Raw genomic sequence first — 17193 nt, 5'->3', positions numbered from 1 at the left:
AGTCGGGGCACCAGACCACCATCACCCTCATCGGGCCGTCACCGGACGCTCACCCGGTCACTCGGCGGATGTCGCGCACCCGCCGGTCGTCGCCGGTCTCGAGGCGGCGCACCCCGGGCCAGGTGAGCTCGGCGTGCTGCGGCGCTCGTGTCCCCCGGCGTACGACGACCCGTGCCCGACGCTCCTGCAGCTGCCCCGTGCCGGCCGACGGACCGCTCCAGCCGGACTCCTCGATGCTCAGCCGGGCCTCGACCCGCGGCCAGTGGCCGTGGACCACCAGCACGGCGGAGCGCGTGCGTAGCCGGGAGTCGAGGATGCCCGCCGTGCGCTCGTCGACGGAGGCGGGCGGGCGCAGGACCACCACCCGGAGCACGTCGACGAGCGCCGCCGTCACCTCCAGCCAGTGCTCGCCGGGATCGGGCACCAGCACCGTGCGCGAGAGCTCGATCCCCAGCTCGGCCGCGGCCTCGGCCCCGAAGTCGGCGCACCCCGCGAACCCGACCCACTCCCCGGCCTGCGAGGCTCCTGCCGCCAGTGCGAGCGCCAGCGACGCGGAGTCGACGGCGTAGGTCGCCCCGGCGTGCAGGGGCACCAGGTCGGCCAGTCCCGCCAGGGTCGGGACGGGCTGTGCGGCCGGCTTGCGCTCCATCGCGGCCACCCGCTCGCGCAGCTGCTCGACCACCGAACGCCCCGGGTCGAGCGCGGCGACGGAGCGGGTGGACGACATGCGCCTATCGTCGAACACGTGTTCGAACGAGTCAAGCGAGCGCGAGATTTCTCCGGCCCCGACCGGCATAGTCTGCCGTGCTGCCGGGTTGACCCCGACGGACATGTTCCCCCGAGGAAGGACAAGCGAGATGCGTGCTGTCGTCTACACCGAGAGCGGCGACTCCTCCGTGCTGGAGCTGGTCGAGCGCGAGGTCGCGGAGCCCGGTCCCGGCGAGGTCCGGGTGCGGATCGTCCGCGCCGGGGTCAACCCCACGGACTGGAAGTTCCGCGCCGGGGGCATGGGTGAGCTCGCCTTCCCCGAGATCGTGCCCGGCCAGGACGGTGCCGGCGTGATCGACGCCGTCGGCCCCGAGGTGTCCGACCTCGCGGTCGGCGACCGGGTCTGGACGATGCTGGCCCAGCACACGCGCCCCGGTGGCACGGCGCAGGAGCACGTCGTGCTCCCGGTCGCCAACGTCGCGGCGCTGCCCGACGCGGCGTCGTACGACGTGGGCGCATCGCTCGGCGTCCCGGCGGTCACAGCCCACCGCGCCCTGACCACCTCCGAGGGCGGTCCCGCCAGGCTCGCGCCGGGGGCTCTCGACGAGATGACCGTGCTCGTCCAGGGCGGAGCGGGTGCGGTCGGCAACGCGGCGATCCAGCTCGCGAGGTGGGCCGGGGCGACCGTGATCACCACCGTGAGCAGCGAGGAGAAGGCCGACCTCGCGAGGGCCGCCGGCGCCCAGCACGTCGTCAACTACCACGAGGGCGACACGGCTGCGTCGATCCGCGACCTGGCGCCGGACGGCGTCGACATCGTCGTCGAGGTGGCGCCGGCGCAGAATCTCCGGCTCGACGTGCAGGTGGTGAAGCCGCGCGGCACCATCGCGATCTACGCGAACAACGGCGGCGACGTGGTGAGCCTCAGCGTCCGCGAGACGTTCTCGACCAACGTGCGCTTCCAGTGGGTGCTGCTCTACACCGTCGGCGAGTCGGCGCTGCGCGCGGCGGCCGAGGACATCACCGCAGCGGTCGGGGACGGTGGGTTCGGCGTCGGCGACGAGCACGGGCTGCCGGTCCACCACTACCCGCTCGAGCAGGCGGCCGAGGCGCACGCCGCGGTCGAGGGCGGCGCGGTCGGCAAGGTGCTGATCGACGTGGCCGCCTCCTGAGCCGAGCACGGAGCCCGGCCGGTCGGGCGACCGTTCACGCTGAAGTGGACCCGGGCCCGCGGGTGGTGGGGGAGCCCGAGAAGTCGGCGGGGGTGCGGACGAGGAGGAACGCCACCGCGAGCAGCCACGCGCACCAGACGACGTACCCGGCGAAGTTGGTCAGGCTCGCGGCCTCCACGAGGGGGACGACCACCCCGGTGGCGATCAGGCCGGCCGCGACGACCCCGACGACGGCCAGCCAGCGCGGCAGGATGGTGCGACTCAGGGCGACGACCACCAGGACCGTGAAGGTCGCGGTGAGCGCGTAGCCGAGGGTCTCGCCGATCGCCTTGCCGAGCACGATGTGCCACAGCTCGAAGCGGTCCTCGGCGCTGGCGCGACGGGTCGGGTCGAGGGCGTCCTCGCTGATGCCCGGGACGAGGGTCACCCAGCGCTGCAGGCCGACGACCTGGACGGTCGCGGCGGCGATCCCGACGCCGGCGATCCAGCGACCGAGTCGGCCGCCGGTGATCCGGCCGAGCCAGACGCCGGCCGGTGCCATCAGCGCGGCGCTGACGGCGAGGACGAGGAACCAGGCCATCACCACGCTCCGGTGCTCCCGGAAGAGCGCCAGGACGTCGGCGGTCGGCTCCTCGAGGATCTGCGGGTACTCGAAGACCGACCCGAGGACCGTGAAGCCCGCGATGGCGAGGCCGGAGGCGAGCGCCAGGGCGGCACCGGCCCGCCGTGCCGTGGTGCGGTCGGACGCGTGGACACGAGAGTGGTCGAGAGTGGTCATGGTGGGCTCCTGGTCGGGACGGGTGGTCACGGGACGGGTACGGCGGCGCGCTCGGCGTACCACGCGAGGGTGGTGGCCAACGCCTCGTCGAGCGGCGTGGCGAGGTCGCCGAAGGCGGCTCGGAACGCGCCGTCGTCGACCACCCACGGGGCGGTGAACTGGTAGAGCGTGTGGAGGTACTCGCGCATCTCCGGCTTGAACAGGCCGATGAGGCGGAGGGTGGGGCGCCCGGCCGCCAGGAGCCGGGGCCTGTGACCGGCGAGCTGGTAGACGCGCGTCACCACCTCGCGGATGGTGCGGGCCCCGGCCACCGGGAGGTGCCAGACCCGTCCCGTGGCGCCGGGTGCGGTGCCGAGGACGATCAGGGCGGCGGCCACGTCGGGTGTGTAGGAGTAGCTGTGCGGCTGGTCCGCGTCACCCATCACCTGGGCGGTCCGGCCGGCGAGCGCGGCCCCGAAGACCGCCTCGCCCAGGGCCGACCTGGTCGCACCCGGTCCGAAGTAGTCCGACGCGCGGCCGATGACCACCTCGACCTCGCCGGCGGCGTGGGCCCGGAGCAGCTCCTCGGTCATGGCGGCCCGGGTCGCGGACTTCGACGACGTCGGGTTGGCCGCCCTCGTCTCGACCAACCGGCGGCCGCGGGGCGGACCGTAGGCGTAGAGGTTGTCGAGGACCACGAGCCGGGCGCCAGCGCCGGCGGCGCCCGCGAGGACGCCTCGCTGGAGCGGCGGGAACTCCTCGCTCCAGCGGTCGTAGCTCATCGCGTTGAGGCAGAAGTAGACGACGTCCGCTCCCTCGCAGACGTGGAGGGCGAAGTCGGGGTCGGCGGCGTCCCCGGCGACCACGGTGGCGCCCGGGAAGGTGCCGCGGCCGTCGCGGTTCACCGCGACGACGTCGTGGCCGGCCGCGACCAGCTGCTCGACGAGGGGGCGGCCGACCTGGCCGGTGCCGAAGACGACGTGACGCATCAGGAGCTCTTCTCTGTGAAGGAGCGGGTGTGGAGCAGGACGGGCAGGACGGCGGTGAGCAGGGTGACGGTGACGGCGCCGGCGGCCCCGAAGACGGTGAACTGCTCCTCGACCTGCACGCCTGCCGCTGTGGTCACGGCCCAGCCGATCGCCCAGGCGGCGGCGAGGTAGGCGGGCCACAGGAGGGCGACGGGACCGATCCGGCGTACGAGCACGAGGGACTGCGCGGCACCGACGCCGAGGCCGGAGATCGCCCCCTGGACCACCAGGTCCCCGAGCCCGGTCCGGTGGTCGACCACCGACGAGCCGACGGCGAGTCCGACGGCCAGCCCGGCGGCGGTCGCGGTCACCCAGGTGAGGAGGTCGGCCCTCATGGCGACGGCCTGCGCGGCGCCGAGGACGGAGCCGGTGAGCAGTCCGCCCAGGATCGCGGCGGCAGGAGAGTCGACGGGGCCGCTGACGACCATCGCCGCGAGCCCGCCGAGCGGGAACCCGAGGAACGACACCATCCAGCGAGCCACGGTGCGGGTCAGGGGCGGGTGAGCGGAGCGGTGCGGGGCGGTGCCGAGCTGGGACATGGGTGTCTCCTTCTGGTCAGTGCTGGGGGATGGGCCGGCCCGCGATCCACGCGGCCAGCACGTGGTCGGGATGGTCGGCGAGGTGGTCGCGGACCAGGACGTCGAGCAGGTGGGCGTCGCCGCGCAGGTGCGCCTGCGCGAGGACCACCAGCTGACGCTCGCGGGGGTCGGTGGCGAGCTCGCGGGCGCGGGCGAGGTGGCCGACGTCGCGGGTGAGCATCGCCGCGGCGACGAGGACGGACGCCGAGTCGGTCGTCGCGGCCCGGGCGAGGAGCTCGCCGGAGGCGCGGGGGTCACCGCCGACGAGGCGGTGGAGGAGGGTCTGGTCGGTGGGCACGTGACCACACTGGACGTGGGCGCTGACGGCGCGCTGACGACCGCTGACGACGCCAGTGACGTGACCCCGGAACGGCCCTAGGCTCGGACGGTGCTGACCGTGTCGGTCCTCGGGACAGTCGAAGCACGTCGAGGCGACGTGCGCCTCGACCTGCCCGCGGGCAAGACCTCCGAGCTGCTGGCCCGGCTCGCGCTGGCCGCGGGGTCGCACGTGCGGGCGGACGCGCTCATCGAGGACCTGTGGTCCACGCCGACCGGTCGCAACACCCTGCAGTCGAAGGTGTCCCAGCTGCGCCGGGCCCTGGCCGACAAGGACCTGGTCCGCGGTGACCAGGACGGCTACACCCTGGCCATCGACCCGGGGGCCGTCGACGCCGTCCGCCTCGAGGCGCTCGCTGCCGAGGTCGTCGAGGCCCGGACCGCAGGCGATCCGGCCCGCGCGCTCGAGAGGTCGCGCGAAGGACTGGCCCTGTTCAGGGGCGAGGTGCTGGCCGAGGTGGGTGACTGGGCAGCGCCGCACCGCACCCGGCTGGAAGAGCTGCGGCTGGGGCTGGTCGAGGACGCGATGGCCGTCCGGGTCGAGCTCGGCGCGGGCAGTGAGGTCGTGGCCGAGCTCGAGTGGCTCGTCGAGCAGCACCCTCTGCGGGAGGGTCTGTGGACCTCGCTCATCACCGCGCTCTACCGCGCCGGCAGGCAGGCCGAGGCGTTGGCGGCGTACGGGCGGGTGCGGAACGCGTTGGTCGACGAGCTCGGCATCGAGCCCGGTGCGGCCCTGCGCTCGTTGGAGAGGCAGGTGCTCCAGCAGAGCCCGAGCCTGGACGCCGGGGATCCGAGCGTGGTGGTCGCCGTCCCGGGCAACCTGCCCGCGCCGGGCGCCCCGCTGGTCGGTCGCGAGGAGGACCTGGCGGGTCTGGCGTCCGCGATGGGTGACCACCGGCTGGTCACCGTGGTCGGCACGGCCGGGGTCGGCAAGACCCGGCTCGCCACCGAGGTCGGTCGCGGGCCCGCGGCTGCCGGCGGGGTCTGGCTGGTGCGGCTGGACGCGGTCGACGCGACGGCGGACCTCCCCCAGGTCGTGGCGGAGACCCTGCACGTCACGGGCGGAGGATCGGCACTGCTCGAGCGGCTCTCCGGCTCGGGCACGGTCCTGCTGCTCGACAACTGCGAGCACGTCGCGGCCTCCGCAGCCGCCCTCGTCCGTGGGCTCCTCGACGCGGTGCCCCACGTCCGGGTCCTCGCGACGAGCCAGGTACCGCTGGGGCTCGACGACGAGCACGTCCACGTGCTGGAGCCGCTGACCCACGACCGGTCCGTGGAGCTCTTCACCCGTCGAGCCCGGGAGACGAGACGTCGGCTCGTGCTCGACACCGCGTCCCTCGCCGCCGTCGAGGAGGTGTGCTGGTCGCTCGACGGGCTGCCGCTGGCGATCGAGCTGGCCGCCTCGCGCGTGCGCTCGATGTCGGTCCGCGACATCGCCCGGCGCCTCGACGACCGGTTCGTGCTCCTCCGGGACCCGACCAGCCAGCAGCACGAGCGCCGTCGCGCGCTCTCCGGGGCGATCGGCTGGAGCTACGACCTGCTCTTCCCCGATGACCAGCGCGGGCTGTGGGCGCTCTCCCGCTTCGCCGGGGACGCGTCGCTCGACGCGACCGAGCACGTGCTGAGGGCTCTCGGCGTGCCGGGCGATGCGGTGCTCGACACGATCACCCGGCTCGTCGACCGCAGCCTGGTCAGCATCGAGGATGCCGACTCCGGCGGCGTGCGCTATCGACTGCTCGACTCGATCCAGGCGTTCGCAGCCGCGCGGCTGGCGGAGTCGGGGGACACCTCCGTCGCCGCGGCCGCGCACGCCGGCTGGTACGCCGCGACCGCGGACTGGTGCGACGAGCACGTCCGCGGTGAGCGCCAGCCCGAGTGCCTGGCCATCGCCCGGGCCGAGCGGGCCAACGTCGACCTCGCGCTGGCCTGGTGCACTGCGCACGACCCCGAGCTGGGCCTGCGCATCGTCAACGGCCTCGGCTGGACCTGGGTCGTGCTCGGCGACGGACCCGCGGGCGCCGCCCGTGTCCGGCAGGCGCTGACACCCGGGGCCCCTCCCCGTGATCGGGCCACCGCCCTGCTCCTGGCCGGCTGGCTCGAGGCCTCGGCCGGCAACGTCGCGCTGGCCGGGAGCGACCTCGACGGTGCCGGCGAGCTGGTCGCCGGGCTGGACGATCCCGTCCTCTCCGCCGACGTCGATCGCCACCGCGCCTTCCTCGCCATCCAGCAGGGTCGTCCCGACGTCGTGCTGGACCGCGCGGCGGCCAGCCTGGCGGCGTACCGGCTCGAGGACGTGCCGTGGCGGACTGCTGCGAGCCTGCTGCTGTCGGCGTACGGCCATCTCATGCTGGGCGACACGGCAGCCGCCACCCGGGACGCCACGGAGGCGGTCGGGTTGCTGGGGCCGATCGGCGACTCGTGGGGGATGGTGCACGCGGAAGGGATCCTCGGTGGGATCGCCCAGGCCGAGCACCGCTACGACGAGGCGGCGCGCTCCCTGGCCCGAGCAGCCGACGGCTCCGCCACCCTGGGGTTCCTCGGCCAGGCCGCACTCCACCGCGCCGGCCTGGCGCGGGTCCAGCAGCGTCTCGGCGATCCGGCCGCGGTCGCGTCCTACGAGCAGGCGATCGGCGAGGCCCTGTCGGTCGGCGACGGTCGCCTGACGGCCACGGCCCGGCTCAACCTGGCCCGGCTCCTGCGCGGCGCCGGTCGGGGCGCCGATGCGGTGACCCTGCTCGAGGAGAGCCAGCGGTGGTACGAGTCCGCCGGCGGCGGCGACTTCGCGCTGCTCACCGACTGCGTGCTCGCTGCCGCGCGCGACGACGACGGCGCGTTGCGGTCGGTCCTGGCAGCGTCACGGGCCACCGGCGACGTGCAGGTCCAGGTCTTCGCGCTCGACGCGCTGGCCCGGCTCGCGGCCGGGACGGGCGACCCCGCGACCTCCGACGAGCTGCTCGCCGAGTCTGATCGCCTGGCTGCCCAGGTGGCCCACGTGGTCGACGAGGGCGACCGGATCGACGCGGTGGCCGCGCGTCGGCTCACCCGGGACCCGACGCGCTGACCGACCTCGCCGGGCCGGGGCGCTCGCACGTCCGGCTCGCTCGTGGTCACCGCCACCGCTCACCGCGCGAGAGCACGAGCTGGTCGACCACGAACCGCCACGGGACGACGGCGATCACGATCACGACCCACAGCACCGTGGCGGCCTGCTCCCGCGTTGCTTCGCCGAGGTTGCCGTCGAGCCACAGGGGCAACGCCACCACGCCGAGCCAGAGCAGCTTCCAGGCGACCTCGAAGAGCAGGATGGGCAGCATCTTCAGGGGGTGGCGGAGGCCGAGGAGGGCGAGGACGGACAGGGCGACGAGCATCGTCAGCACCGTGCCCTGCTTCAGCTCCCACGGGTCGTGGGCCAGGAGCTCGGGCCACTTGGTGAGTGCCAGGCCGACACCCATGACCGCGTAGCCGACTCGCATGAGGTTGAGCCTCCAGACGGGAGGCGGGGCCGGGTGCCCGGCGCCGGCGGCCGCGGCTGCGGCGGGGGACCGGGGACCGGAAGGGCTGGGGCGTTGCAGGAGCGGGTTCATGGCTGACGTCCTTCGATGGGCGGGTTCGTGCGGGTTCGTGCGGGTCATGTGGGGACGAGGCGGTGGCGCTCAGGTCGTGGCCCGGCTCAGGAGGCGGATCCGCACCCGGTGCAGCTGCGGCATCAGCCCGTAGATGACGATCGGGACGGCGGTGGTGGCGAGGACGAAGGTCCGGAGCACGGTGTCGAGCCCACCGAGCCAGTCGCCGAGGAGCAGGTTGAGCGCGGTGAGGGTGGGGAAGACGGCGACCCAGATCATGAGGGCGAGCTGGTGCTTCGTCGGCGGCCCGACCTTCGGTGCGGGACGGGTGTCGCGGGGCTCAGGGGGGACGGTCATGGCGGTTCCTTCGTGTGGGTGGACTCGGATGTGGGTGGATGAGGGGTCAGGCGGTCCAGCCGTGGTGGAAGCCGTCGATGGCGTCGCGCACGTCGTCGTCGACGAGGTCGGCGTTGATCGCGATGGCGGCGGCGGATCCGGCGCCGGCGGCCGTGACGACCTGCGCGCGTGGGTCGACCACGTTCCCGGCCGCCCAGACCCCGGCCACGCTGGTGTGACCGGCGTGGTCGACCAGGACCCAGCCGTCGTCGTCAACGGCGCAACCGAGGTCGGTGAGCAGCCGGCTGTGCGGGACGAAGCGGGGAGGGACGAAGAGGACGTCGCGGGGGACGGTCGGGCCGTCCGCCATGCGTACGCCGCGCAGACGGTCCGCGTCGTCGACGACGAGCCCCTCGACGGTTCCTTCGACGATGCCGATCGCGCGGGCGACGAGCCCGCTGCGCTCCGCGGCGGTGAGCAGGCCGGGAGGGGTGAAGTAGACGAGGTCGTGGGTCCACTGGCGCACGATCTGGGCGTATCGGGCGGCTCCAGGGGAGCCTCCGACCACGCCCAGGCGCTGGTCGCGCACCTCGTGGCCGTGGCAGTACGGGCAGTGCAGCACGTCGCGTGCCCACCGCTCCGCAAGTCCGGGCACGTCGGGAAGCTCGTCGCGCAGGCCGGTGGTGACCAGCAGACGGCGACCGCGGATGCGGCGGCCGTCGGCGAGGAGGAGCCAGGAGCCGGTGGTGCCGTCGGCAACGACCTCGGCGACGGTCCCGGCCACGACCTCGCCGCCGTAGCCGACCACCTCGTCGCGCCCGTGGGCGAGGAAGTCGGAGGGCGGCACTCCGTCGCGCGAGAGGTAGCCGTGCATGTGGGTCGCCGGGGCATTCCGGGGGCTGCCCTCGTCGACCACGATGACCGTGCGGCGAGCGCGGGACAGGACGAGGGCCGCGGAGAGACCCGCGGCACCTCCGCCGATGATGGCGACGTCGTAGGAGTTCATGCCTCGAGCGTGTCGCCGTCGGCGCGCTGGCTCCATCAATGTTGCCGTTCCCGGGAAAGCGCCGTCCAATGGCCTCATGAGGACGCCGACGGACGGGCAGGGAACCACGGGCTCCGCCGACGCGGACGAGCGGTCGGGCCCAGCATCACACCAGGTCGCCCGCGCGCTGGAGGGGGTGCCGTCGCGGCTGAAGATGGTGCGCAACGCCCGCGGGCTGACGCTGGCGGAGGTCACGGAGCGGACGGGAGTCTCCACGAGCACCCTCTCCCGGCTCGAGACCGGTCAGCGTCGTCCCACTCTCGAGCTGCTCCTGGCGTTGTCAGCGCTCTACCGCGTCCCCTTGGACGACCTCGTGGGCGCGCCCGAGGTGGGGGACCCGCGGATCCGGCTGCGGCCCGGTCAGGTGAAGGGACGCACGGTGGTCCCGCTCAGCCGGGAACCGGGCAGCATGCAGGCCTGGAAGATCGTCGTACCGACCGGCCAGGTCGACCCGCAGCCGCGGGCCCACGACGGTCACGAGTGGATCTATGTCCTCTCCGGACGCGTCCGCCTGGTCCTGGGGCAGGAGGACTCCGTCCTCGAGCCCGGTGACGTCGCGGAGTTCGACACCCGCGTCCCGCACTGGTTCGGGAGCACCGGCGAGGCACCGGCGGAGATGCTGAGCATCTTCGGGCGCCCGGGGGAGCGCCTCAGGAGGCGCACTCCCGGCTCGTAGCGCGCCGGCGCAGCGCGTCGACCCCGGGGACCCCGGGGTCGACGAGCTGCGGGGACGAGCTACCGGGGCACCAGCTCCTCGGTGCGCGCAGCCGCCGGGACCTCGTCCGGGCCGACCGCCGGCTCCTCCGCGGTCTCGACGTGCACCACCGGCAGGGCCCTGTCGAGCCAGCGGGGGAGCCACCAGTTGGCATCGCCGAGCAGCGCCATGGTCGCGGGCACCAGCACCATGCGCACGAGGGTGGCGTCCACGAGGATGGCCACGGCCAGTCCGAGGCCGAGCATCTTCACCGAGGGCACGGGGCTCCCGACGAAGCTCAGGAAGACGGCGATCATGATGAGCGCGGCGGAGGTGATGATCCGCCCCGTCCCGGCGAGTCCGCGGGCGACGGACTCGGCGTTGTCGCCGGTCGCGGCGTACTCCTCCCGGATGCGGGACAGCAGGAAGACCTCGTAGTCCATCGAGAGCCCGAAGAGGATCGGGAACATGATCACGATGATGAGCGAGGTGATGGGTGTCGGTCCTTCGAGCCCCAGGAGCCCAGCGCCCCATCCCCACTGGAAGACCGCCACCAGGACGCCGTAGGCGGCGCCGATCGACAGCAGGTTCATCACGGCGGCCTTGAGCGGGACGGCGACCGACCGGAACAACAGCATCAGCAGCAGGAACGACACCCCGATGACGGCGCCGACGAAGAGCGGCAGCGTCTTCTGGAGCTGGCTGTTCAGGTCGTCGGTGATCGCCGTGATGCCGGTGACGTAGGTGTTGGCGGGGATGACCGAGCGCACCCGTTCGATGGTGGCGGACGTCTCGAGGTCGGCCGGGCCCCCGTCCGGGAGCGCGCTGAACACCACAGTGCTGCCGTCGGCTGAGGTCTGGGGCTCGCCCAGGGAGACGATGCCCGGCACGTCGGCGATCGCGGCCGACACGGTCGCCACGTCGTCGGCGGAGCCGGTGGAGGCCGTCAGGTCCATGACCACGGTGAGCGGCGCGTTGAAGCCGATGCCGAACCCCTCGGTCAGCAGGTCGTACGCCTTGCGGTGGGTGGTGTGGGCCGGGGCGTCTCCGGCTGCCGGGAAGGCCGTCTGGATGGACAGCACCGGGGCGGCGAGCGCGGCCAGCACGGCGACGGCTCCGAGGAGGTAGGGCCAGGGGCGACGGGACACGTGGTGGCCGAACCGCCACCAGGCGCTGTCCTCGGTGCGGACGGCGGGACGGTGCCGCCGTACGACCCGGCCGGCGTCGATCCGGTCGCCGAGGAGGGTGAGAAGTGCGGGGAGCAGGGTGATGGCCGCGGCGACGGCGCTGAGCACCATGAGGGCGGTGGCGAGCCCGATCGAGGTGAGGATGCCCAGGCCCGTGATGCCGAGGGCACCCGTCGCGACCACGACGGTCCCACCGGCGAAGACGACGGCGGTGCCCGAGGTGGTCATCGCGTGGGCGAGGGCGGTGGTGTTGTCGTGGCCTGCCGACCGGTTCTCCCGGTAGCGCGCGACGATGAACAGGGCGTAGTCGACCCCGACTCCCAGTCCGACCAGCCCCGCCACGGCGATGGCGGAGACCGAGACGTTCATCGTGCTGGCCATCACGATGATGCCGCCGATGGAGGCGCCGACGGCGACGAGCGCCAGACCGATCGGCACGATCGCCGCGACGACCGTCCCGAAGACCACGAGCAGGACGAGGAGGGCGACGAGAAGACCGATCGCGGTGTGGGGCGATGTCTCGTCGGCGGAGTTGAGGAAGACGGCGTCGCCTCCGAGCTCGACCTGGAGGTCGGGGGACCCCATGCCGGACACGGCGTCGGACAGGACCGCGAACGCGGGCTTGCCGATCTCGCGCTCCGGGGCGTCGAGCGTCATGACGGCGAAGCCGATCCGCCCGTCCTCGGACACGGTGCCCGCGGCGAACGGGTCGGCCACCGACGCGACGTGAGCGACGACGGACGCGTCGTCGAGCACCCGGGCGATCTCGTCACGGTGCTCGTCCAACCTCGTCCCGTCGCGGGTCGCCAGCACCACCATGACCGACCCCTGGGCAGCCTCCGGGAAGTTGTCGTCGAGCAGCTCGAGTGCAGAGGCGCTCTGGCTGCCCGGCGAGGAGAAGTCGTCGACGAAGGTGCCACCGGTGGCGACGGCGAGGGCGAAGACCGCCCCGATGAGGGCGAGCCATGCGGTGATGGTGCGCCACGGGTGCCTGGCGCTGGTGGCCGCAATGCCACGGATGAGCTTCTGCATGATCGTGCCTTTCGTTCGGGTCGGCGGGTGCTTGGCCGCGAACGTAGGGAGCGACGTGGTGAGCCCGGATCACCACAGGTGGTGAAGGACGTGGTGAACCTGCGGGTGGCGAAGCGTCAGCGCACGCCGCGGATCGGGACCACGACGGCTGCCGCAAGGAGGGCGCAGGTGCCCGCGACGGCGTACAGGACGGCATAGGAGTCGCCGCTGGCCGCGAGGATCACCGGCGCGACGGCGGGAGCCAGGGCGTACGGCAGCGCGTTGGCGATGTTGAAGAGCCCCAGGTCCCGCGCCGAGTCGGCCGCGTCGGGCAGCACGTCGGCGACCAGGGCGAGGTCGACGGCGAGGTAGGCACCGAAGCCGAGGCCGCTGACCGCCATGCCGACGAGGAAGCCCCCGAAGGTCTGCGCTCCCGCGATGAGGAACAGGGCGACGCCGTACGTCACTGCCGCCGCAGCGACGAACGCCTTCCGCCTGCCCGTGCGGTCCGACAGCCTGCCGCCGACGAGGGAGGCCGCGACGAGCACGACGGACTGGACGAGCGTCGCGAGGAACACCTGCGCGGGCACGTCGTCCTCCGCGGTGCCGACCCGGTCGATCAGGTAGTAGGCCTGGTAGGTGGTCAGGAACGCGTAGGCGCTGATGAAGAGGAACCGCCCCGCGAACGCCCAGGCGAGGTCGGGACTGCGTCGCGGGTCCAGGCGGAAGGCGGCGAGCAGGTCGCGCAGCGACCACGGACGGGCAGCGTCCGGGTCGAGCCGCCGGTCGTCCAGGGAGGCCACGAACAGCAGGACGAGGCAGGCACCGATGACGCAGGGGGTCAGGAACATGGCGACCTGGTGACCCTCGAAGAGCTGGACGAGGAACGTGCCGACCACGGCGGCCACGGGCACGGTGATGCCCAGCACCCCGGACACCGTGCCGCGCTGCACCGCGGGCACCTGGTCGGGGAGGACGGCCACGAGGGCGGCCTGGAGGGCGTTGAACGACACCTGCGCCAGGCACCACCCGACCAGGACGACGACCACGCTGGGCGCCGTGGCGACGACGGTGATCCCGAGCACGCCGCCGACCAGCCCGCCGACCATCCACGGGCGCCGCATGCCGAGCCGCGACGGCGTACGGTCACTGAGCCTGCCGAAGACGGGCCCTGCGAACAGGGCCAGGAGACCGCCGACCCCGGTGACGAGCGCCAGGCCCTGGGGCGCCTGCTCGGCGCCGACCAGGGACCTGATTTTCAGGGCCAGCGTGACCAGGAGCGGGGCGATGAGCATCAGCGCGACACTCATGTAGGCGAGCGTGTACGTCGCGACGAACCTCGCGCCCACGGGCACGGTCGGGCCGGTTCCCTCGGCGGCCGACCGTGTTCGTGAGGGGCGCATGTCGCTCTCCTCTCCGGCCGGCAGGCAGGCGCGGCGGGACGGCGGCGATGGCGTGGGCTCGACAGTAGGCGCGCCGGACCGCGCGCGGGAGTGGCGGACCGCCCTGTCTGGACCAGCGGCTTGCATTGCACCCGGGGACGGCAAGGATGGGTCGGGAATGTCCCTCCCGCTGATCGAGACCAAGCTCTTCCTCCCGTCCCCGCGGCCGGGGCTGGTGCCGCGTCCGCGACTGCGTGAGCGGCTCGACCGTGGGCTCGACGCCAAGCTGATGCTGGTCTCGGCGCCGGCCGGCTTCGGGAAGACGACACTGCTGGTCGACTGGCTGGCATCGGCGGCGTCGGGCGAGGGCACGGCGCTCCGTGGGGCCTGGCTCGCCCTCGATGCCGCGGACAACGACCCGGCACGCTTCTGGCGCTACGTGGTCGCGGCACTGCGTACGGCGTGGCCGGAGGTGGGGGAGGGCGCCCTGGTCCTGCTGCAGGACTCACAGCCGCCGCCGGCCGAGGTGGTGCTGACCTCCCTCGTCAACGACCTCGCGACGGCCGACGTCGACACCGTGCTGCTGCTCGACGACTACCACGTGATCGATGCACCGGCCGTCCACGAAGGCATGGCCTTCCTCCTCGTCCACCTGCCGCCGCGGCTGCACCTGGTGCTGGCCACCAGGAGCGACCCGCCCCTGGCGCTGCCGCGACTGCGTGCCCGCGGGGACCTCGTCGAGGTGAGGGCAGCCGACCTGCGCTTCACCGACGTCGAGGCGGCGTCGTACCTGAACGAGGTGATGGGGCTGGAGCTCGGGCCTGCCGACGTGCGCGCCCTCGAAGGACGGACCGAGGGGTGGATCGCCGCACTGCAGCTGGCGGCGCTGTCCATGACGGGGCGCGACGACGTGTCCGGATTCATCGCCGGCTTCACCGGCGACGACCGCTACGTCGTCGACTACCTCGTCGAGGAGGTGCTGCGACGGCAACCGGACGAGGTCCAGGACTTCCTGCTCCGCACGTGCGTGCTCGATCGGATGAACGGCTCCCTGTGCAACGCCCTCACCGGGCAGCCCGACGGGCGCAGCGTCCTCGAGGCCCTCGAGCGGGACAACCTCTTCGTGGTTCCCCTGGACGATCGTCGGCACTGGTACCGCTACCACCACCTCTTCGCCGACGTCCTGCGCGGACGGCTCCTGGACGAGCGGCCGGACCTCCCGCGGGAGCTGCACGCGTTGGCGGCGACCTGGCACGAGCAGGAGGGCGACGTCATCGAGGCGATCCGGCACTCCCTGCTCGGGGAGGACTTCATGGCGGCCGCCGGGCTCGTCGAGACCGTCCTGCCCGCCTTCAGGCGGGACCGCCGCGAGGCGACCTTGCGCGCGTGGCTCGAGGCCCTGCCGCAGCACGTCCTGCGGGCACGCCCGGTGCTCGGGAACGCCCTGGCCGGCGCGCGGATGTCCACCGGCGAGTTCGACGGGGTGGAGGAGCTGCTCGACGCGACGGAGGACTGGCTGGACGCCGGCGGACACCGGCCCGGAGGAGCGAGCCGGGGCGCTGGTGTCGACGAGGACGAGTACCGGCGCCTGCCGGCCGACCTCGCCGTGCACCGCGCCGGTCTCGCCCTGGTCCGCGGCGACGTCGGGCGGACGGTGACGTTCGCCCGACGGGCACTCGAGCAGGTGGGGGAGGAGGACCACCTGACCCGGGGCGCCGCGTTCGCCCTGCGCGGCCTGGCGGCGTGGTCGAGCGGCGACCTGGACACCGCGCACGAGTCCTACGCCGCGTGCCTCGTCGAGTTCGAGCTGATCGACCACGTCTCCGACGTGATGGGCTGCTCCATCACGCTCGCCGACCTCGAGGTGGTCCAGGGCCGGCTCCGGCGGGCCGCGCGCACCTACCGCTCGGCCCTCGACCTGGCCGACAGGCACCCGACACCCGTGCTGAGGGGCCGGGCGGACATGCACGTGGGGCTCGCCGCCCGCCACCGCGAGGCCGGCGACCTGGCCGCGGCCCGGCGCGAGCTCTCGCGCAGCTGGGAGCTGGGAGAGCACGCCGGCCTGCTGCAGGACGCCTACCGATGGCGCCTGGTCATGGCCGGGATCCATGAGGCGGAGGGAGACGTCGAGGCCGCCATCGACCTCCTGGACGAGGCGGACCGGCTCTACGTCGCGGACTTCTCCCCGCGCGTGCGGCCCGTCCCCGCGGTCCGCGCCCGGACGTGGGCACGGCACGGGTACGTCGACGCCGCCCTCGACTGGGCGGACCAGCTCGGCCTGTCCCTCGACGACCGGCTGAGCTACCTGCGCGAGTTCGAGCACGTCACGCTCGCGAAGGTGATCACGGCCGCCCACGCACGGCCCGGCGACGACACCGAGCTGTCCGGGGTGCTCACGCTCCTGGACCGGCTGCTCCTGGCTGCGGAGGAGGGCGGCCGCGGCGGATCCGTCATCGAGATCCAGGTGGCCCGTGCGCTCGCTCTCCAGCAGCTCGACGCCCAGCAGGAGGCGCTCCGGGCGATCGGGGCGGCCCTCGAGCTCGCCGAGCCGGAGGGATACGTCCGCACCTTCGTCGACGAGGGTGCACCCATGGCCACCCTGCTCGCCGCAGCCGAGCGGCAGGCGCCCTCGGCGTACGTCAGGCGCCTGCGGGCCGCGCTGGTGCCCGAAGGAGCCGTGCCCCCGACCGCGAGGTCCTCGGGTGCGGGCCGGGGACCTCTCGTCGACGCGCTGAGCAGTCGTGAGCGCGACGTGCTCCGTCTCCTGGACACCGAGCTGAGCGGCCCGGAGATCGCTCGCGAGCTGGTGGTGTCGCTGAACACGGTGCGCACGCACACCAAGAACCTCTACATGAAGCTCGGCGTGACGAGCCGGCGTGCCGCCGTGCTCCGCGCCAGGGAGCTCGACCTGCGCTGACCGACCCCCGGTCCACGAGCTCACCACGACAATCACCACGTGTGGTGAGCCCCGCTCACCACGTCGGCTCCTAGCGTCCGCGACATGGACCAACCGCACCCCGCCGTCGAACCCGGGCCAGGCCCCGGGTGGTACCGCATCCGCATCCAGGGCCGCCTCGACCCGAGATGGAGCTCGTGGTTCGACGGCATGACCGTCACGCGCGACGGGGACGGCGCCACGGTCCTGCGCGGGCCGGTCGACGACCAGGCGGCCCTCCACGGCCTCATCGAACGGGTCCGCGACCTCGGACTCACGCTCCTCGAGGTCACCCACGAGGCACCCCAGCCACCACCCACCCCGCCCACCAGGAGGAACCCTCGATGATCACCGTCGAATCCGTCACCAAGACCTACGGTGGCTTCACCGCTGTCGACGACGTCAGCTTCACCGCCTCGGCCGGTCGGGTCACCGGCTTCCTCGGCCCCAACGGCGCGGGC

15 protein-coding genes and 1 pseudogene are annotated in these 17193 nt (G+C 73.5%); 6 read left to right on the top strand and 10 right to left on the bottom strand.

Going from position 1 to position 17193, the window contains the following annotated elements; translation table 11 throughout:
- Positions 1-49: 49 nt before the first annotated feature.
- Entirely contained in the window at positions 50-727 is a 678-nt protein-coding gene (locus JWN97_RS10855) for a hypothetical protein (protein ID WP_297622336.1), read from the bottom strand.
- Between the two features lie 130 nt (positions 728-857).
- On the opposite strand from JWN97_RS10855, the gene JWN97_RS10850 reads away from it, so the two are divergent.
- On the top strand, positions 858-1880 hold the full coding sequence (locus tag JWN97_RS10850) for an NADPH:quinone reductase (RefSeq protein ID WP_297622334.1): 1023 nt from the start codon (positions 858-860) through the stop codon (positions 1878-1880).
- Positions 1881-1914: 34 nt separating this feature from the next.
- Here JWN97_RS10850 and JWN97_RS10845 read toward each other — a convergent pair whose 3' ends face one another.
- Genes JWN97_RS10845 through JWN97_RS10830 form a run of 4 tightly spaced genes read right to left on the bottom strand, consistent with a single transcriptional unit; the run spans position 1915 to position 4541 of the window.
- On the bottom strand, positions 1915-2658 hold the full coding sequence (locus JWN97_RS10845; RefSeq protein WP_297622332.1) for a DUF4386 domain-containing protein: 744 nt from the start codon (positions 2656-2658) through the stop codon (positions 1915-1917).
- Positions 2659-2684: 26 nt separating this feature from the next.
- The gene (locus tag JWN97_RS10840) at positions 2685-3626 is read right to left on the bottom strand and encodes an NAD-dependent epimerase/dehydratase family protein (protein ID WP_297622330.1); all 942 of its coding nucleotides are present in this window, start codon (positions 3624-3626) and stop codon (positions 2685-2687) included.
- Entirely contained in the window at positions 3626-4204 is a 579-nt protein-coding gene (locus tag JWN97_RS10835; RefSeq protein ID WP_297622328.1) for a hypothetical protein, read from the bottom strand. Before JWN97_RS10835 ends, JWN97_RS10840 begins: the two co-directional genes overlap by 1 nt.
- Positions 4205-4220: 16 nt before the next feature.
- Positions 4221-4541: a hypothetical protein gene (locus JWN97_RS10830; protein ID WP_297622326.1), complete on the bottom strand. Its 321-nt coding sequence runs from the start codon at positions 4539-4541 to the stop codon at positions 4221-4223.
- 90 nt (positions 4542-4631) lie between these two features.
- Here JWN97_RS10830 and JWN97_RS10825 point away from each other — a divergent pair, with 90 nt between their 5' ends.
- Positions 4632-7640, top strand: a complete 3009-nt coding sequence (locus JWN97_RS10825) for a BTAD domain-containing putative transcriptional regulator (RefSeq protein WP_297622324.1) — start codon at positions 4632-4634, stop codon at positions 7638-7640.
- A 46-nt stretch (positions 7641-7686) separates the two neighbouring features.
- Here the strand turns inward: JWN97_RS10825 and JWN97_RS10820 are convergent, their stop codons facing one another.
- The 3 genes from JWN97_RS10820 to JWN97_RS10810 form a co-directional block, all read right to left on the bottom strand.
- A complete protein-coding gene (locus JWN97_RS10820) occupies positions 7687-8052 on the bottom strand; it encodes a hypothetical protein (protein ID WP_297622322.1) in 366 nt (121 codons plus the stop codon).
- A gap of 180 nt (positions 8053-8232) precedes the next feature.
- Complete coding sequence (locus JWN97_RS10815; RefSeq protein ID WP_297622320.1) at positions 8233-8499, bottom strand: hypothetical protein; 267 nt, start codon at positions 8497-8499, stop codon at positions 8233-8235.
- Positions 8500-8545: 46 nt separating this feature from the next.
- Entirely contained in the window at positions 8546-9484 is a 939-nt protein-coding gene (locus JWN97_RS10810; RefSeq protein ID WP_297622318.1) for an NAD(P)/FAD-dependent oxidoreductase, read from the bottom strand.
- 76 nt (positions 9485-9560) lie between these two features.
- On the opposite strand from JWN97_RS10810, the gene JWN97_RS10805 reads away from it, so the two are divergent.
- Positions 9561-10199, top strand: coding sequence for an XRE family transcriptional regulator (locus tag JWN97_RS10805; RefSeq protein ID WP_297622316.1), 639 nt, complete (start codon positions 9561-9563; stop codon positions 10197-10199).
- 59 nt (positions 10200-10258) lie between these two features.
- Here JWN97_RS10805 and JWN97_RS10800 read toward each other — a convergent pair whose 3' ends face one another.
- Positions 10259-12436, bottom strand: coding sequence for an MMPL family transporter (locus JWN97_RS10800; protein ID WP_297622314.1), 2178 nt, complete (start codon positions 12434-12436; stop codon positions 10259-10261).
- Between the two features lie 116 nt (positions 12437-12552).
- A complete protein-coding gene (locus tag JWN97_RS10795; RefSeq protein WP_297622312.1) occupies positions 12553-13818 on the bottom strand; it encodes an MFS transporter in 1266 nt (421 codons plus the stop codon).
- A gap of 157 nt (positions 13819-13975) precedes the next feature.
- Between JWN97_RS10795 and JWN97_RS10790 the strand changes: the two genes are divergently transcribed.
- From JWN97_RS10790 to JWN97_RS10780, 3 genes and pseudogenes are all read left to right on the top strand, one after another.
- A complete protein-coding gene (locus JWN97_RS10790; RefSeq protein WP_297622310.1) occupies positions 13976-16714 on the top strand; it encodes a LuxR C-terminal-related transcriptional regulator in 2739 nt (912 codons plus the stop codon).
- Positions 16715-16798: 84 nt separating this feature from the next.
- Positions 16799-17080 (top strand): hypothetical protein, encoded by a 282-nt coding sequence (locus tag JWN97_RS10785; RefSeq protein ID WP_297622309.1) that lies wholly within the window; start codon positions 16799-16801, stop codon positions 17078-17080.
- Positions 17077-17193: pseudogene (locus JWN97_RS10780) on the top strand (ABC transporter ATP-binding protein); the annotation flags it as partial. The gene JWN97_RS10785 and the pseudogene JWN97_RS10780, both read left to right, overlap by 4 nt.

This window comes from Nocardioides sp. (assembly GCF_025965415.1).
In the GTDB taxonomy this organism is placed as follows: Bacteria; Actinomycetota; Actinomycetes; order Propionibacteriales; family Nocardioidaceae; genus Nocardioides.
Note: the sequence above shows the minus strand (reverse complement) of the source record. Positions and strands in the feature narration are given on the sequence as shown.

Bases quoted from the DNA above. Each gene is read 5' to 3' on its own strand.
- JWN97_RS10785 (WP_297622309.1), top strand. From the start codon at position 16,799: ATGGACCAACCGCACCCCGCCGTCGAACCCGGGCCAGGCCCCGGGTGG.
- JWN97_RS10810 (WP_297622318.1), bottom strand. From the start codon at position 9,484: ATGAACTCCTACGACGTCGCCATCATCGGCGGAGGTGCCGCGGGTCTC.
- JWN97_RS10855 (WP_297622336.1), bottom strand. From the start codon at position 727: ATGTCGTCCACCCGCTCCGTCGCCGCGCTCGACCCGGGGCGTTCGGTG.
- JWN97_RS10850 (WP_297622334.1), top strand. From the start codon at position 858: ATGCGTGCTGTCGTCTACACCGAGAGCGGCGACTCCTCCGTGCTGGAG.
- JWN97_RS10815 (WP_297622320.1), bottom strand. From the start codon at position 8,499: ATGACCGTCCCCCCTGAGCCCCGCGACACCCGTCCCGCACCGAAGGTC.
- JWN97_RS10845 (WP_297622332.1), bottom strand. From the start codon at position 2,658: ATGACCACTCTCGACCACTCTCGTGTCCACGCGTCCGACCGCACCACG.
- JWN97_RS10820 (WP_297622322.1), bottom strand. From the start codon at position 8,052: ATGCGAGTCGGCTACGCGGTCATGGGTGTCGGCCTGGCACTCACCAAG.
- JWN97_RS10840 (WP_297622330.1), bottom strand. From the start codon at position 3,626: ATGCGTCACGTCGTCTTCGGCACCGGCCAGGTCGGCCGCCCCCTCGTC.
- JWN97_RS10800 (WP_297622314.1), bottom strand. From the start codon at position 12,436: ATGCAGAAGCTCATCCGTGGCATTGCGGCCACCAGCGCCAGGCACCCG.
- JWN97_RS10835 (WP_297622328.1), bottom strand. From the start codon at position 4,204: ATGTCCCAGCTCGGCACCGCCCCGCACCGCTCCGCTCACCCGCCCCTG.
- JWN97_RS10805 (WP_297622316.1), top strand. From the start codon at position 9,561: ATGAGGACGCCGACGGACGGGCAGGGAACCACGGGCTCCGCCGACGCG.
- JWN97_RS10790 (WP_297622310.1), top strand. From the start codon at position 13,976: ATGTCCCTCCCGCTGATCGAGACCAAGCTCTTCCTCCCGTCCCCGCGG.
- JWN97_RS10795 (WP_297622312.1), bottom strand. From the start codon at position 13,818: ATGCGCCCCTCACGAACACGGTCGGCCGCCGAGGGAACCGGCCCGACC.